This window comes from Paenibacillus silvae (assembly GCF_014639235.1).
GTDB classification, from domain to species: Bacteria; Bacillota; Bacilli; order Paenibacillales; family Paenibacillaceae; genus Paenibacillus; species Paenibacillus silvae.
On the sequence record NZ_BMFU01000003.1, the window covers coordinates 564,421 to 579,343 of the forward strand.

The following is a 14,923-nucleotide window of genomic DNA, read 5'->3' on the forward strand; positions in this document are numbered from 1 at the left end:
CGTCAGATCACCTCACTTTCCAGAATAAACATCTCATCCTGCACACTCGTCACCCGGCACGTAAACAGACACTGCTCCCGGTCCCAATCAAACGTAAACTGGTCCACCGCATCTGTACGCGGGTCAGCCAGCAGCGTCTCCGTGACCATCCGGGCAATCTCACTTTCCATCACGCCGCGGCTATCCCCCTGACCGACCAGATCCTCAAGCTCCGAACCGTAGTCCCGAGAGTAGATCACATGTCTGTACCGCGGGGTTTTCACCGCTTTGATACACCACTGCACCCATGCTTCATGTGCATCTGCCGTAGCCACTTTGCCACTGGGGGTCAGCACAAAATCACCAGCATCATAGTCGTAACGCCAGCTCCGTCCAAACCGCACCTCTTCCGAAGCTACCCCAGTGAGGTCCTCCTCATCTCCCCAGACCATACTCGTTTCCGGAAACAAACTAGGCATTCGCACTCACCACCTTACACAGCACCACAATATCGTTCCCGCCATTCACCCGCATCGCCAGCACACGGTCCCCGGCCTTGAGGCCTTTTCCCAAAGACCAAACCGCTTCTTCCACTTCCCCTTTTTGCAAAAGAAACCGTCCCGTGCCCGTCGTACCGCCGTTTGCCACGTCAGATATGCCGGAGATTGCGCCAGCCAGCTCACGCTCGGGCAAATGTAATGTCCCAGGCAGCTCGGCCACGAGATAGTCCTGCACTTCATGCTTGAAGTCATCCAGCTTCACGCCGGACGCCGTAATCGTACCGAGCACCGCGCCCAGACCGCTAACGGCCTGACGGGAATGCGTGCTCATCGCTCCGCGCATCACATCGGCAAACTGCCCGTACGGATCTTCTTTATTCAAGGTAAAACCTCCTTTTCACCAGCCCCGCCGTGCCCAGCTCCAGCGTCATCGTGCCTGGCCCGGCCGACAGATCGCGGCTAACCGACATGACGATGAGTTTCAGGCCTTTGAGCGTAACCGCGTCTCCAGCGCGAATCGTATTGATATCTGGAGCCGAGATGGTAAACGTCTCCTGAATACCTGTCAGCTTGCTTTTCGCCAGCTTCTTCGCGGCGGCAGCTGTTTTCACCTGATCGTCCTCGATCAGTTTTTGCAATGTACCCAGCTGTTCGGTATCGCTCTGCTCAATCGCCAGCACCTTCGAAGGCACCTCTTTCCCACTGCCCCCGGATTCTGACGCTGCCATCACCTTCACTTTGGTGACTGCGCCTTCGAGCGTGCGCATCTGCGTCAAGTCGATCAGCCGATCCAGCGCGTACACCTTCGTATTGCTGCCCACCTTGAACAGCTGCAGCCCGCCGGGCGTCATCCGTGGGTGGTACATGTCTCCCCCGGACTTGGCGGTTTCCTTCAAATCGGCAAACATCATCGAAAAAATCGTCTGCGACCGATACACCGCCTTGCCCAGCTTGGTCTTGGTTTCCGGCAGTGCAGCCAGAGGAATTTTCCACTCCTTCGAGTATGCCTTGAGCCGCTGCGTGGCGGTCTGATCCTTGGGAAACAGGAATTCGTCCTCTGATTTCTCCAGATAGATCATGCGGTCGTAGACCGTGAGGGACAATCGTTTGGTCCCGCTATTCGAGCTTTCCGCTTCCCAGATGACCGCCGGGTGCAGCAGATGCACTATGGATTTTTCTCCAAAAGGAACCCCGCTAATCCGCACCGCCATTCCCGGCGAGATCGAAGGCAGCCCAGAGGATGCCGACACCGCCAGCCGGATATTCGCCTGATAGGCGATCTGATCGAGCGAGTCCTTGAGCGTGATCGTCTCCACCAGCTTGGTGATGTCGTGCTTGTCATCGACAATGACCTTGTAGGTCATGGCATCACCAGCTTTTGCCCCGGCTTGATCCGATTCGGATCACTGCCGATGATTTTGGCGTTGAGCTTGTAAATCTCGTTCCATTTGGAACTGCTTCCGAGCTCAAGCTTGGCTATTTTGGACAGAGAATCCCCGGCTTTGACGGTGTAGGTCTTGCTCGTTTTTTTCAAATCCGTACGTGAACCAGACTTACTCGCCGCAGCTCCCGATCCCACCTTCTCTACTTTGGAATCCCGCCAGGTTCGCAGCGTCAGATCGAAATAAATATCTCCCGTCTCCCCGCCGCGGAAGCTTGAATTCAGCGAAATCAGAAACACGGGTACATTCACGCCGGTTCCCGAAATGATGAAACGCAGCGGCTTTTTCGAGATGAGAAAGGTGTTCAGGATATTCATGGCTACGCGCGGATCGGGAACCGGGGATACCATACAATAGGCTTCGTCATACTCTTTAGGAAAAAAAGAAGAGAAGGTGATCTCCTTCACCTTCTCTCCCTGCGCAAAATCAAACTCGCCATGCTCCAGCATCTGGATTGTTTCGTATCCCTTCGACCTGGAAATATTGACCTCTTCCGGGTTCACCGGGAATTGAAATGAAGTGCTTCCGTCCTTCAACGTAAATGTCATTTCGTTAGGTCCTGCTTCATCTTTCAATACAGACATCTTTGCGGCCTCCTTTCTGCTTAGGCCATAATCGTTTTGCGATTTTGCATCGCCTTGCGGAACTCGTTGCTAATGCGCTGCCCCACCTGATGACTCACAGCATCATAATCAATGGCGTTCTCACGCACCGTCACCTGTACCGTACCTGGCGCAATATTTACAGCGATCTGGTTGGTTGTTTCCGTTTTAAAATCCTTGAGGTAACCCGACAAACTGCTCATCTGCTCTTCCGAAATATGGACTGTCATCGGGGAGGCTTTGCCATTGGACTGAGCGTTGTTATTCAGTGCCATAGCTTGGGATTGCATCATGCTTGTGCCTGTAAGACCTGCGGAAGTCGATGAGCCAAATCGATTGTTCATGTAGGCTTCAGGCCCGGTGATCGACAGAGCTGCCGGCCTGTATGACGGCGGCATCTGCGGTGCTGCGGGTACGGAAGGTGAGGAAGCGACTGTTGCAGCCGGAGTGGTCTGTTCTTCATTTTTCGAACCAAAGCCGAAGAAATTGGAAATGCCCTCGGTGAGACTCTTTGTTTTCTCGGAGACAAAATCAACGGCTCCAGTGAACACCTTGCTTGCGCCCTCTGACGCTTGTGAGAAAAAGTTGCCAATCGCCTCGGACTTACTTCCAATCCAGCCACCCGCTTCGCTTCCCAACCAACCTCCAACGGCTCCGCCTACATATGTGCCAATGACCGGAGAGATCAGCGTTCCGAGTGCGCTGCCAATCGCCGTGCCTGCTGTTCCACCAATCATAGAGCCGACAGCCCGACCTCTTTCCTCTGGAGGTGCACTTGCGATGTTAGCCACATCCGCCAGCATGCTGATCGGACCCAGCAGCCTTTTTGCCCCTTTGGCAAAGCCACCGCCTATTTTACCCATCATGCCGTCACCTGAGAAAAGGTTGGACATGCCCATCGGTGATGCGGAGGCAAAGCCAAGCTTATTCCGGTTCATTTTTTGTTCGAATTCCATCCTCAGTCTCTTATCTTCTGCGTGAGAGAAATCGGTAATAAGCTCAGATGCTTTCGGGGCTGGTGCTGTTACTGGATTGGAAGCCCGAGATGTCCTGAAAGTAGATTTTCCTCTACCTCTTCCGCTTCTTCCACCCATGCCTCTGCGAAAAGGTTTGTTACGCTTCGTTTCCGTATCTACATCTGAAGTGGTTTGTGTTTGATTTTTACCTTGCTTACCCTCTGCCACTTCTGTACTTGCGCTTGGATTGGCGGCTTTGTTCTTTTTGGCTTTTCGATCAGCACGCCATTTTTTTTGTTTTTCCCAAATATCAGAAGCATTGTTTCCAATATCTAAAATAGTGCTGGTCCATTCAAGAGCTTTTTCCCACAATGCCTTATCCTCTTCTTTAGCCACATTATTGATCGTTGTGTTTGTATTGTGACTCCCAATCACAACGGACATGGAAGAGGCACTAGCAGGGGTTATTTTCCCCATCGCCACTTCAACCTTCTGCTTCACCTCCACCGATACCGTGCCGGACGCCTTCACCAATTGATTGCGGAAGCTGTTCAGCTTGGTCAGTGCACGATCCAGTGCCGGGCTTAGCTGGTCATCCAATCCGATTCTCGGTGTGATGCGCAAACGGCTCAATCTTACAGCGGTGCTATAGATATTTTCCAATCTACGCCCGGTTGTTCTTAGCTCATTATTCACTTTGATCAGGCCCTGATAACGAACCCGGTTTAAACGATCCGTAGAGCGCTGAATCTGATCCAGATAACGAAGAGTGGTCTTCATTTGTGTGTTCGATTGGGATAAACCGATAATCATTTCTGCCATGTTATTCACCTCCTGCCTGTTTGAATTAACGATTCATCTGGGCGCTTAGCGCTGCCATCTCCTCTTCCGAAAAAGCAAGCAGCAGCGAGCGTTCCCCTCGCGGCAAAGACCAGAACTCTCCGGGACGAAGATGATGACGCACCCACATGTGGTACAGGAACGTGGTCATCCCGCCGGAGTGAATCAGTTTTTTAGGTCTTCAATCTCCACACCAAAGCCGGACAGCTCCAACACTTTATCGCCCACAGCATCCAGCTCACCCGCCAGAAGCATACGGCGAACCGCCTGTTCTCCACCCGACAGTTTCATCCGGCCCGTGATACGGCTGTCTCCCCAGCCGGACAGTTCCAGTCCGCGGACATTCATTTTTACCGTGGCCTCGGAAATCAGGAGCGCATTAAACGTTTCGGTATCTACCTTTTCCTCGGTGCGGCCCTTTGTGGTCTTGCGAATCGTACAGCGCTCGCGAATCTGATCGACTTTGGAGGATGTGAGCCCACGCAGCGTAAGCAGCAGGTCCAGGCGCTGAATGCGCACATTTTCTTCCGGCAGGCGTTCTGCCGCTTCAAACAATTGATCCAGAATCTGTTCCTCGGACATATTTTCGTTCATACTCATCGGTCGTAATCTCCTTTGGTTTTCCATGTATTCTCTTCTGTCATTTGCTTCCGCATTTTACCGCATTTCCTGCGTTTCTCGTATTTCCTCGGTTATCCCTCACTAACATCTCAAGACACCAAAAAGACCGAGAAGTCCTCGGTCTGCTTCAATGTCCTTGCTTGCTGTCAACAAGCTCAAAAACGGTTCACAACACTTAATTCGCCACAATCGGATTCAGCAATTCAAAGCCTTCAAACGTAAACCCTGTCTCCTCAGGCACTTCTTCGCCAGCCGTCCAGTTTGCCAGTTGAATTTTATCCACCATACAGCCCTTCAGCAGCACACTTTCATGTCCGTATGATTCCGGGTCGTCCAGCTTGGAGATGATCTGAAACTTGGTGAACCCGCGCTGAATCATATCAGACGTTACCTTGTAGCCGGTCATTGTGCCTGTGCCTTTTTTGGCACCGTTTTTGTGAACCTTCCAGTCGTTGCCGACCAGATTCAGCTCGCGCTTCTCAATCTCAACGCTGGCCTCCAGCTTGTTAATATTTGTCTGCCACACTCCGTCGATATGCAGCTGACCGTGGGTACCGAGAATGACTCTTGATGCGTCCAACATGTATATTTCCTCCTTATGATGATTGAGCACAACCGCTCAACATGAGATATTTCATTTTATCTATATAACTTGATTATTCATTTACACGTGAACGGAGAGGACAGAAAAAACCTGAAAAAGCGGAGCGCTCGCCTGAAAGCTTTCTGCAAGAAAGCTACATCGGAAGCATACGCTTATCACCGGATTTTCCCCTTTGGAAAAGGGATCCAAAAAATCTGGGGATAACAGTGATTGGAAGGTTGTTCTGTCCTCGGAGTGGATTGTGTAATCTCTTTAGTTCATCTTAAATAACAACCTGAATCCACTCTCCTGCTTCTGCTTCCAGGTCATTTCCTTATTGCACGTAAAATGTACCAAACAGCTGCTCCATCACATCCGTCAGCTTCACATTCCATTGCAGGAATACCTGATCCGCTTCCGGCTTCAGCACAGGTGCTGCGCCGTAATATGCAGGGTCCAGAACAACGTCATAGCCTTCGGCTTCAATTACATTGCTCTGTGCCAGCAGCGCCAAATAGGCCTTCATTGCACCAATCAGTGCCTGACGACCTTCCTCGGTGTTGTTCACTTTCCCGATGTACGTATCCTCTGCGGAGCGCTGCAGATCGGTGTTGATCGCGTCCATGACGCGGATGGAACGAATTTTTTTCCATGCATTGTTCTGTCCGGCAGCAGGCGTAACCAGTGTGTTTACACCGCGAAGTGCTTTGACCCGGCGACCATCGTGGAAGAAAATAAATACGCCGTTCTGCACAGCCTGCTCCTGTTCCGCACGCGTCCAGCGGCGTGTGACATCATCGAACGGTGTTGCCGCATAGGTCGTGGATTCATTCAGACGCTGTCCGGCAATAAGACCCGCAACATAGGCAGAGGTCTGTGCAGAACTGTAAAAAGCATCGCCCAAGCGTACGCCTGTGCCGACATTGATCACACCTTCATGATTCAGCGTAAGTGAACGTGCTGCCGCTTTCTGAGCTGCCGTAGCGGAAGTATCGTCCGCTGTGGAGCCACCGAAGACCGCCATCACGGGCTTGCCTTCATTACGTACCCGTTTCACCCAAGCCGCAAAGCTGGCAAGCAGCGCTGCATCCGCCGCATGATCCAGGGCCAGCACATCGAACTGCTCCCCTTCGAGCGCGCCTTGCAGAGCAATATATTCCGCATTGGTCAGTTCATCGTTCCCGCTTACACCACCTTTGAAAGCTGCACCTGATACATTAGCCACTTCGCCTGTACCGTCTCCAATAGCCTGTGCGGTGATCCAGAGATTTTGCTCATCCGCATTCATCTCTTTGGCAACAGCCTCTGCCGTAACATCTGCTGTCTGGAGCGCATACAGCATGCGATTGCCTTCGAACAGACGTACTTCAAACTTCGTGTTATCGATCACGCCGGGCTGGATTGTCACATAGAATCCGTTCGCACGGTCGCCCGGGTACTTTGCATCGAGCTGCAGCACATCCGCACCGCCGCTATCCTTCAGCGTCAACACTGCAGCTTTGGCAGACGAACTCGCCACCCGATAAGCGAGCAGCTTCTTCGGTCCACCCAGCAAAGCCAGCTTGAGCGAAGTATACGCCGTACCATTATCCTGCGCATTAGCCGCAAACGTGCGCTCAATCGCTGCTTCACTGCCGACTTCTACAAACGTGCCTACCGGTCCCCAGTTTGCCTTCACCGGCACCACAACCGTGCCACGACTTCCTGCCTGAATAGCGGACGAAGCTGCCGCCTGAAAATTCATATATAAGCCCGGAAGTACCGGACGATTCGTTTGCTCCCAAGTTCCACCTGCCATTATTCCTTCACCTTCGCTTTCAAAAATTGGTTAATTCTAGTCTGTGCTTCTGCAATGGAAAACGACTGCTGCGCCGCTTCGTGCAGCGCACCAGCCAGCACCTCTGCCTTGACGGCAAAGAGGGCTTCCGAGTGATTCATCAGTTCAGCCCGCGTATATTGCGGGAGAACTGGCAGCTTTTTTTTCACCGAGCCTGGCATCTGTTTCTCACCTCGTTGGTTAACTTCAAAGACACACTATTTTTGACCTATGAATTTTTGATCCTAAAATCTATGAAATTACTAATAAAAAATCTGGAGCCACTCACAGCTCATATAGCGGCCCCTCTCGACTTACACTTACTGTATTCCTTTGCTATGGTGAATCTCTCGCATGAGCGGTGCAGTTGGCATCGGACGACTTATCCGCTGTGACAATGTCAGACGAAGCTGCCCGTTTAAATATGCATCTGCCTGCATATCCGCTGTCACCTCATCTACACTTAAATAACGGATATTGCCTTCAACGCTTTCGTTAGCTTCATTGCTTTGAACATCCCTTGGATGGAATGCTATCCGTGATTGAAGTGCCAGCTGTTCGACCAAATGACCAACCGTCTGATCGGTCATACCTGTGTGTCCAGTCAGCACATGGCCTACCCACTGTTTGCGTACCTCAAGTGCTGCGGTTCCTACACCCGCTGTACTATATCCAGTCAGACGCCATAACACGGATGGCATCCGGTATCCCTCAGGCCAGTGCTCCGTGTACACAGACCAGTCTGGACCTAACTCGTCCACCGTCCAGCGCTGGAGAGCAGAAAGCCAAAGATCTCCCGCAGCATCAGCATGTTCAGTACGTTGAGGTTCGGGAATATACACGCCAAAACGCAAGCTGCGCGTAACCAGCCCCGATTCGGCATCCCTGCGCTCGCTGTCCGTGGAACCCAGATAGATGCAAGTAAAGGCTCCGCCTTCCCCATCCTCCAGCCTTACCTGATGCAGACCTGTGATCAGCTCTGCCGACCAGACCTCCACTTGTTCTGCTCCACCGTCCTCTGATCGGGCATATGGCGAAATTTTGATAATGCGGCGGTACCCTGCCCAGGCTGACTTTGGCACTTCTTCTGCAAAAGCAAGCACAGCGCACGGACCTGAAAGCACTTCTCCCGAAGCAGGAACATCCTGCACACGGCCCTCCCACGCTGGTACAAGAGCGGCCAGCTTATGCTTTAACGTCTTTTTGATACGTGTACTCATGGACACATTCATTTCGCCCCCCTCTGCTGCAAAAGTAAATTCGTTCCCCATGGTGCAGCAGCCATGCGGCAGCTTGGGACATCCCCCTTTTCCCCGCGGACCATGTGGATATCGGATCAATGCAAGGACAACTTCACCGCATCAAAAAGACCAGCCGTAATGGCTGGTCTGTACATTAGCGTATGGGCTTTCGGTGTGTCCCTTGCGATTCATCCGATAATACTATCTTACAGCCTTTTTCTCCTAGCGCGGATGGTGCCTCGGTGGACTTCAGCACGAATAAAGCATGAGGTTGGGCGGTAAAAAGACGAACCAAAATGGCTATTTTCTCATCAAAACCTCTGACCCAACCTAGTCCAATCTCACCTGCGGGCTCAGCGTAATTTCGAATGCACGGCCCCAGATGAAATCAGGGTTGTTGTACTCCAGCAGCGCACCGTTGTAAACAGCATATGTCAGCTGCCCGTCACAGATCTGGCGGATTGCCGGATTGCCCTGCTGGAAGGCAGGTTTGCTTGCCAATTCAGCCGTGTGTGTCTGCATGAGATCACGAAGTAAACTTTGCAGATGAGCATAATCCTCTTCGGAGTTGAACAGCACCATATTCTGATCTGCCAACGTGGCTACATTGGTATATAGTGCATGTGCACGTGAATAGGTGCGAATATCGGCAATGGCTACTGCTTTGTAGCAGTAATCTTTGAGGAAACGCTTGAACAGCAGCGAGCCATGGGCGTTCATCGCGTCACGCAGCTTGTGTTCATGCTTCTCTGTCGTAATCAGCGCATATCTCGATTGCGCCATCCCTACCGCAAGACCGATTTTGTTCCCTGGTGTATTCCAGGCACTGTAACCAAGCACCCGCCCGGTATACGGGCTGTTCAGCAAAGCTTCTGCCACCTCTACATTCGCAGGCCCTTTACCGACAAAATCAATCAGGATCGAAGGCAGCCCCTGCTCCCCATTCAACGCCAGGCGCTCCACGGCCGCCTGAACCTGATCGAGTGCTGTAATGGCGATAATCTCCATATCTACCGACGTGTCGGCTTCATCCTCCACCAATGTACCGCCGACAATATCAACATGATGCACCACATTCTGGTGTACATCCATATATTCATAGGTGTTGATAATCGTAGAGCCGTGCGGGCCATAATACTTCACGCCATATTTCGTTGTCGCCCCGCCTCTGAACAGCTGATTCGCCATCCGCGCAACCAGAGCATGTCCCAAGCCATCTGCATCCGGCAAAATAATTGCACGATCCGGATTCTGCCCATCCGTTCCGCCCAGCCATTCATTGATTCGAGCTTCGACGTAATTGATCTCGTTAATTTGTACCCCTTGAGTGTTGGCATCGTCCACACCCACGGCGAGGAAATCAATATACCCCGTGCGGGCCAGCTGATCCAGAATGTAACGATTCGTTTTAAACTTGTGCTGTCTCGTATTGTAGTATTTTTGTTTATCAAAATACGTCGTTTCCCCGTACTCTTCACCTTCTGGAGAAACGTTATATCCTTGAATAATATCTTCGAATTCAGTATAAGCCTGACGCGGCTGCTGCATCAGAGAACGGGATTCATTATACGCATCCAGCGCCAATCCCCCTGCGAATGAAGTCGTTGCCAGCCGCATAATCGTATCCATAACAAATAGAGGTTTGCGTGGATACTTTGTTTTAATGATGCGAATGACATCCAGCAGACGAGTCGTTTGCTCGTCATATGCCGGGTAAGCACCGCCGCCGTGATCTCGAAGCTGACGACTGCCGATCAGGCCGCCATAAGCGAGCATATCGGTAGAAATAATGAAGCCGTCCACCTTGGCCGCATGCTTCAGAATAAAATCATGAACCTTTGATGGATTCCCGTAAACAGGCGTTGAAGTGCCGAGAAGGGTTGTGCCATCCGTTGTTTTTTCCGTATCCAGACGATTTTTGATATCCTTCAGGTTGGGTGTAACGATGTGAAGACCGGCTGCTTTCCCTTGTACAATAACATCATCCAGATTCGCCGGACGGTCATCCAGTGGAACATACAATACTGTTTTCATATCATGTAGCCTCCTGTTTTTAATATTCTTCAATACCCGATCATAGCAAGGTTGCAATCACAAAATTGAAAAAACCAGCCGTATGCTGGTCTTATGCTCCGTGTGTCAGCTATCTTCTGCCTTCTGCTCTCTGCTTTCTTGCTTCTGATCCGATATTACCATCTTACCGTCTATTATCCCTCATGAGGACGGGTTAAGGGATGAATTCGGCTGGATTATTGGCGGTTTATTGGGATTGAAATATGGAGAATGAAATGGCGAAAAAGCGCCTGCCCTATCAGCAGACGCTCGTTTAATTATCATTATGCAATCTCGTTTAATTATCGTCATGCAATAATGTACCGGAAATTCTCCCAAATCTCGGGCTCAGGCTCCCCATTCTTCGCATGGTGATAGAAGCTGAACGGAAACTTGAACACATGGCCCTCATACCAGTTACGGCACCGCCTGTCGGTTAACCAGTATTCCAGTTCATGAGGCAGCGCGCGGGAACGCTCAGCCTGTTGTAACGGCAGCATATCTACAGGAGATTGCAGTGTGGCGCCCGCCTGTGTTGCATCCACATTGCGACTGAGCCGCAGAGCCTTCACCATTTTGAGAAATGGCGGTATGCCTTTGTTGAACAGAGCCGGGTAACCAAGCTCATAAAGGATATTCAGTGCATGCCCATAGGTCAGCATATGACCGATCAGATCATGATGAGCCTCCGCCTGATAGATGGTGCTGAAGGCTCCCAGCTCCTCCAGAATCAACCGGGACAACTCCATCGGCTTCTGTATGTCGGGAAAACCGTCCTTGTCCTCCAGAGACATATGACGAATTTCCTTCACGGTTGTGTTCATCCAGGACCGGCCTGGAATCGTTCGTTCAAACGACTCGATTAATTGAGCAATCTGCTCAATCTCTTGTGCCGTGCCCCATCCTTCCAGCTCGCGAATGGCTTTGAGACTAATCGCTCCGTAGATGGCCTGATGGCCGACCCAGTGCAGCTCCCCGATCGTTCGCTCCAGTGCGTCTGCAATACGCGCTTCGGCCAATTCCAGCGGCATACACTCATCTGGCAAAACAGTCTGTGCGGGACGGGTTCCATGCTGACGCAGCATCGCTTTGGCTTCGGCGGTGATGCTGCCGGCGGCAAGAGCCGTGAGATGATTTTCCCGTACCCAGAAGTAAGCTGCAATCGCGCCCGCCCCATAATGGGCATGCCACAAATCTCCTGTGCGCTCCTGACTGGATGCCATTGTCGCTAGTCCTTCCTCCAACAAACGTCGATCCAAGTCTGCCATCCCCTTCTCTATTAGACTGAGTTTTAAGATACGCCCTAGAATGGAAGCCTCTCTAACAAGCGGCCTGCCTGATCTCCATAAAATAAAGCGTTTACTTCTATATCATGATCAAGAACCGACACTTATGCCCTTTTTGCAGGATATTAATGAAACGAAGATTTTCTACATGGACACTAAAACAACAGAAGAACCTGAAGCAGCGCTGTTATGCTCCTAGAGTCGAAGTCTGCCTACCTCACGGATTGTTGCTTCCAGCGGAAACATCTGTGCCTTTTGATCGGAGAAAAACCAGACTCGTTCCTTCTTCACCACAATAAACAACCCATTACGGTCACCTACTGGAGAAAAGGTATCACTTCCCTCACCCCAAAGCGGCAAGCCAGCCTTCCCCAGTTCCTTCACCGTTGCAGACACATTCTCCGAAACCAGTCCAATCTCGCACACCTGCAGAATATCTGCTGCCGAGAATGCCCAATCTTGTTCATTATTTAACGGATGATGGGCGATCAGCTCCACAATGTTTCCAGCCGGATCTTCAAAATATAGTGAACGAGAGTCCCAATTGACCGAATAGGTTTCATCCCTTTTTCCATCGCTGTTCAGGGTTACTCGTGACGCTGCCCACTGCTTTGCTTCCTTGAATCGATTACGGGGAATCATCCAGGCAAAATGATAAAACGGCTTACTGCCATTTCCCTCTGTGCCAGCTACTGCATTCCACTGCTTGAACATCATCTTCGTGCTTCCTGCTTGTACAGTGAAGGCTTGCTCGACAGGATCAAGAGCAGACACCTTCATGCCCAACGTACTTCCATAGAAATGATGCAGCTCCTCCAGCTTCGCTGTATAAAATAACACCTCTTGAATAATCATGCCTCAACACCTCTTCAGTCTTCGTACGCCAACACCTTTTTAATCATCGCCAATAGCTTCTCAATCAATCATCATACGCCTCTCCCGTGCATCTTCTCCCATCTACTCCACGGCACCAGCCCAAGCTCAGGCTTCGCCTCATCTGGAAGCACAGCGATGAATTCAAGTGAATGACCATCCGGGTCGGCGAAATAGACGGAAACTGCGGGCATCCAGCCAAAAACATACAGCTCTCCAATATCATCATCCTGAAAATTGCGAGTCGCTATGCCCTTGTTTTCCAGGTATTCAACCGCATGCTTCATATCTTCCAGAGCGATGTGAAAGGCAAAATGCTGGCGCTGCACCTGTGCAGGCTCCTTTTCCCAAAGCCCCAGCATGTTATAGCGTTCCCCGCCAATCCAATAGAAGGCGTTGCCTCGCTCTGGCTGTCCGTAAGCATGGGTTAAACCCAGTACCTTTTCATAAAAATGATGTGATTTTTCCAGATTCGTCACGTTCAGATGTGTTTCATATATGCCTTTAATCATAGTGAACGACCTCTTTTCTTATCATTGCTTATCATTGCATATCCTTGATCCCGTGCTTTACAACGCCTTCTTTGCTGCTGTTAATGTCTCTGCCAGCTTCAAAAACGATCCCAGTACCCGTTGTACCCGGTCCTCGATATCCTGGCTGCCTTCGTACTCCTCATATCCATCAAATGCTGCTTCAAAGCGTCTACGCTGTGCGCCGCCAATCGAGATCCATTCTGGGGCGTTGATACCGTGTAGGTTACGAACCATCGTTTGCATCTGGGTAAGCGAGCTTACACCGACTGCGCCGCCGGCAGAGCTGATCGACAGCACTGGCTTGCCGCTAAAATGCGCCTGACTTAGATGGTCCAGCGCATTTTTGAGCACGCCGCTGATGCTGCCGTGGTATTCTGGCGTAGACAGGATAATTGCATCCGCTGCAAGCAATACCGTATTTAATTCAGCCAGATGTTCGTCCGTTTCCTGTTTTTCATCCGGGGCGTAGAAGGGCAGCGGTTTCTCATACAGATCAAACAGTACGGCCTCATGTCCCTGTCCCCGGATTACTTCTGCCGCGTATTCACCTAGTCTTGTGCTGGTTGCATTTTTACGGTTGCTGCCTGCCAATATAACAATGTTCATCATATTCACTCTCCAATGTCAGATTCGTTTCGTTTCTATTCTCTCGGACCGTTTTGTCCTGTTGCTTTAACTATCCTTATTTTACCTTGTAAACCCTGCGCAATTCGTCAGCTAATGGACTTAACTTCATCACAAAAAAACTCAACCTTTCGGTTGAGTTCATACGACTTTAGTCTGATTTAATCTGAAATTCGTAGAGAATGAAGCCTTACAGCTCCCAGCCATTCCTTACTGCATGAAGCGCCGCCTGTGTACGGTCGGCAAGTCCCAGCTTGTCCAGCAGATGACTTACATGTGTTTTTACCGTTTTCTCCGTAATAACCAGCCGGACGGCAATTTCCTTATTGCTCAGCCCTTGGGTGATCAATCCCAGCACTTCACGTTCACGGCGTGTGAGCACATTCACGCCTGCTGTACTGGATCGTGCACTTGATTCAATGGATGGACTCGTTAGGCCTGTGCCGAGCATATGCAGCTCCTGCTGTACCGATTTCGTTTCATTTAGACGCTGGAAAAATGGTGATCCTGCCTCCTGCTGTTCTGCCTGCACAGAGTCCGATTGCAGATCCATTGATGCCATCACATGCATGAGTTGGCCTGCCGCCGCTGGATGCAGCTCCACCTGCCCTGAGTACACGTTGCGAATCGCCTTCGCCAAATCCTCCGGTTCAATATCTTTGAGCAAGTACCCCTTCACTCCTGCACGAACAGCAGGCACGACATGATCCTGATCCGAGAAAGAGGTCAGTACGATGATTCGTGTACCCGGCAGCACACGGCGCAAATGTCTGGAAGTTTCAATGCCGTCCATCACAGGCATGTGCAGATCCATGAGAACAACATCCGGCTCCAGTTCCTGCGCACGCTCCAAAGCCTCCTGCCCGTTCGACGCTTCACCAACAACCTTCATATCCTGCTGTGTACTCAGAAAAACATGCAGTCCCCGTCTGACCATCACATGGTCATCGGCAAGTAATATTGTAATAGGCATTG

General features: G+C 51.0%; 17 protein-coding genes. All 17 read right to left on the reverse strand.

What is annotated here, in order from left to right:
• Positions 1 to 2: 2 nt before the first annotated feature.
• The 17 genes from IEW26_RS13465 to IEW26_RS13545 all read right to left on the reverse strand — a co-directional run bounded on the left by IEW26_RS13465 (position 3) and on the right by IEW26_RS13545 (position 14,921).
• Positions 3 to 458, reverse strand: coding sequence for a DUF2634 domain-containing protein (locus IEW26_RS13465; RefSeq protein ID WP_188592765.1), 456 nt, complete (start codon positions 456 to 458; stop codon positions 3 to 5).
• Entirely contained in the window at positions 451 to 861 is a 411-nt protein-coding gene (locus IEW26_RS13470; RefSeq protein ID WP_145403494.1) for a hypothetical protein, read from the reverse strand. The genes IEW26_RS13465 and IEW26_RS13470 overlap by 8 nt, the downstream gene beginning before the upstream one ends.
• Entirely contained in the window at positions 854 to 1,843 is a 990-nt protein-coding gene (locus tag IEW26_RS13475) for an XkdQ/YqbQ family protein (RefSeq protein WP_188592766.1), read from the reverse strand. The genes IEW26_RS13470 and IEW26_RS13475 overlap by 8 nt, the downstream gene beginning before the upstream one ends.
• Positions 1,840 to 2,469, reverse strand: a complete 630-nt coding sequence (locus IEW26_RS13480) for a LysM peptidoglycan-binding domain-containing protein (RefSeq protein WP_188592904.1) — start codon at positions 2,467 to 2,469, stop codon at positions 1,840 to 1,842. Before IEW26_RS13480 ends, IEW26_RS13475 begins: the two co-directional genes overlap by 4 nt.
• Before the next feature lie 56 nt (positions 2,470 to 2,525).
• Positions 2,526 to 4,301, reverse strand: a complete 1,776-nt coding sequence (locus IEW26_RS13485; RefSeq protein ID WP_188592767.1) for a hypothetical protein — start codon at positions 4,299 to 4,301, stop codon at positions 2,526 to 2,528.
• A 25-nt stretch (positions 4,302 to 4,326) separates the two neighbouring features.
• Positions 4,327 to 4,470, reverse strand: a complete 144-nt coding sequence (locus IEW26_RS13490; protein ID WP_167433730.1) for a hypothetical protein — start codon at positions 4,468 to 4,470, stop codon at positions 4,327 to 4,329.
• Between the two features lie 14 nt (positions 4,471 to 4,484).
• On the reverse strand, positions 4,485 to 4,919 hold the full coding sequence (locus IEW26_RS13495) for a phage tail assembly chaperone (RefSeq protein ID WP_110897168.1): 435 nt from the start codon (positions 4,917 to 4,919) through the stop codon (positions 4,485 to 4,487).
• 196 nt (positions 4,920 to 5,115) lie between these two features.
• Entirely contained in the window at positions 5,116 to 5,523 is a 408-nt protein-coding gene (locus IEW26_RS13500; protein ID WP_110897169.1) for a phage tail tube protein, read from the reverse strand.
• 334 nt (positions 5,524 to 5,857) lie between these two features.
• A complete protein-coding gene (locus IEW26_RS13505; protein WP_188592768.1) occupies positions 5,858 to 7,321 on the reverse strand; it encodes a phage tail sheath subtilisin-like domain-containing protein in 1,464 nt (487 codons plus the stop codon).
• Complete coding sequence (locus tag IEW26_RS13510; RefSeq protein WP_145403498.1) at positions 7,321 to 7,521, reverse strand: YqzN/YkzM domain-containing protein; 201 nt, start codon at positions 7,519 to 7,521, stop codon at positions 7,321 to 7,323. The genes IEW26_RS13505 and IEW26_RS13510 overlap by 1 nt, the downstream gene beginning before the upstream one ends.
• Positions 7,522 to 7,659: 138 nt before the next feature.
• Complete coding sequence (locus IEW26_RS13515; protein WP_229729844.1) at positions 7,660 to 8,571, reverse strand: hypothetical protein; 912 nt, start codon at positions 8,569 to 8,571, stop codon at positions 7,660 to 7,662.
• Positions 8,572 to 8,910: 339 nt separating this feature from the next.
• Positions 8,911 to 10,614 carry a DUF4127 family protein gene (locus IEW26_RS13520; protein WP_188592770.1) on the reverse strand — a complete coding sequence of 568 codons (1,704 nt, stop codon included), beginning with the start codon at positions 10,612 to 10,614 and terminating at the stop codon, positions 8,911 to 8,913.
• A 326-nt stretch (positions 10,615 to 10,940) separates the two neighbouring features.
• Positions 10,941 to 11,900 carry a hypothetical protein gene (locus tag IEW26_RS13525; protein WP_373288469.1) on the reverse strand — a complete coding sequence of 320 codons (960 nt, stop codon included), beginning with the start codon at positions 11,898 to 11,900 and terminating at the stop codon, positions 10,941 to 10,943.
• Between the two features lie 213 nt (positions 11,901 to 12,113).
• A complete protein-coding gene (locus IEW26_RS13530; RefSeq protein ID WP_188592771.1) occupies positions 12,114 to 12,773 on the reverse strand; it encodes a VOC family protein in 660 nt (219 codons plus the stop codon).
• Positions 12,774 to 12,844: 71 nt separating this feature from the next.
• Positions 12,845 to 13,303: a VOC family protein gene (locus IEW26_RS13535; protein WP_188592772.1), complete on the reverse strand. Its 459-nt coding sequence runs from the start codon at positions 13,301 to 13,303 to the stop codon at positions 12,845 to 12,847.
• Between the two features lie 57 nt (positions 13,304 to 13,360).
• Complete coding sequence (locus IEW26_RS13540) at positions 13,361 to 13,930, reverse strand: NADPH-dependent FMN reductase (RefSeq protein WP_111273058.1); 570 nt, start codon at positions 13,928 to 13,930, stop codon at positions 13,361 to 13,363.
• Positions 13,931 to 14,138: 208 nt separating this feature from the next.
• Positions 14,139 to 14,921 carry a response regulator gene (locus tag IEW26_RS13545; protein WP_188592773.1) on the reverse strand — a complete coding sequence of 261 codons (783 nt, stop codon included), beginning with the start codon at positions 14,919 to 14,921 and terminating at the stop codon, positions 14,139 to 14,141.
• Between the last annotated feature and the right edge of the window lie 2 nt (positions 14,922 to 14,923).

Bases quoted from the DNA above. Each gene is read 5' to 3' on its own strand.
- IEW26_RS13465 (WP_188592765.1), bottom strand. From the start codon at position 458: ATGCCTAGTTTGTTTCCGGAAACGAGTATGGTCTGGGGAGATGAGGAG.
- IEW26_RS13475 (WP_188592766.1), bottom strand. From the start codon at position 1,843: ATGACCTACAAGGTCATTGTCGATGACAAGCACGACATCACCAAGCTG.
- IEW26_RS13480 (WP_188592904.1), bottom strand. From the start codon at position 2,469: ATGACATTTACGTTGAAGGACGGAAGCACTTCATTTCAATTCCCGGTG.
- IEW26_RS13485 (WP_188592767.1), bottom strand. From the start codon at position 4,301: ATGGCAGAAATGATTATCGGTTTATCCCAATCGAACACACAAATGAAG.
- IEW26_RS13490 (WP_167433730.1), bottom strand. From the start codon at position 4,470: ATGACCACGTTCCTGTACCACATGTGGGTGCGTCATCATCTTCGTCCC.
- IEW26_RS13495 (WP_110897168.1), bottom strand. From the start codon at position 4,919: ATGAGTATGAACGAAAATATGTCCGAGGAACAGATTCTGGATCAATTG.
- IEW26_RS13500 (WP_110897169.1), bottom strand. From the start codon at position 5,523: ATGTTGGACGCATCAAGAGTCATTCTCGGTACCCACGGTCAGCTGCAT.
- IEW26_RS13505 (WP_188592768.1), bottom strand. From the start codon at position 7,321: ATGGCAGGTGGAACTTGGGAGCAAACGAATCGTCCGGTACTTCCGGGC.
- IEW26_RS13510 (WP_145403498.1), bottom strand. From the start codon at position 7,521: ATGCCAGGCTCGGTGAAAAAAAAGCTGCCAGTTCTCCCGCAATATACG.
- IEW26_RS13515 (WP_229729844.1), bottom strand. From the start codon at position 8,571: ATGAATGTGTCCATGAGTACACGTATCAAAAAGACGTTAAAGCATAAG.
- IEW26_RS13520 (WP_188592770.1), bottom strand. From the start codon at position 10,614: ATGAAAACAGTATTGTATGTTCCACTGGATGACCGTCCGGCGAATCTG.
- IEW26_RS13525 (WP_373288469.1), bottom strand. From the start codon at position 11,900: ATGGCAGACTTGGATCGACGTTTGTTGGAGGAAGGACTAGCGACAATG.
- IEW26_RS13530 (WP_188592771.1), bottom strand. From the start codon at position 12,773: ATGATTATTCAAGAGGTGTTATTTTATACAGCGAAGCTGGAGGAGCTG.
- IEW26_RS13535 (WP_188592772.1), bottom strand. From the start codon at position 13,303: ATGATTAAAGGCATATATGAAACACATCTGAACGTGACGAATCTGGAA.
- IEW26_RS13540 (WP_111273058.1), bottom strand. From the start codon at position 13,930: ATGAACATTGTTATATTGGCAGGCAGCAACCGTAAAAATGCAACCAGC.
- IEW26_RS13545 (WP_188592773.1), bottom strand. From the start codon at position 14,921: ATGCCTATTACAATATTACTTGCCGATGACCATGTGATGGTCAGACGG.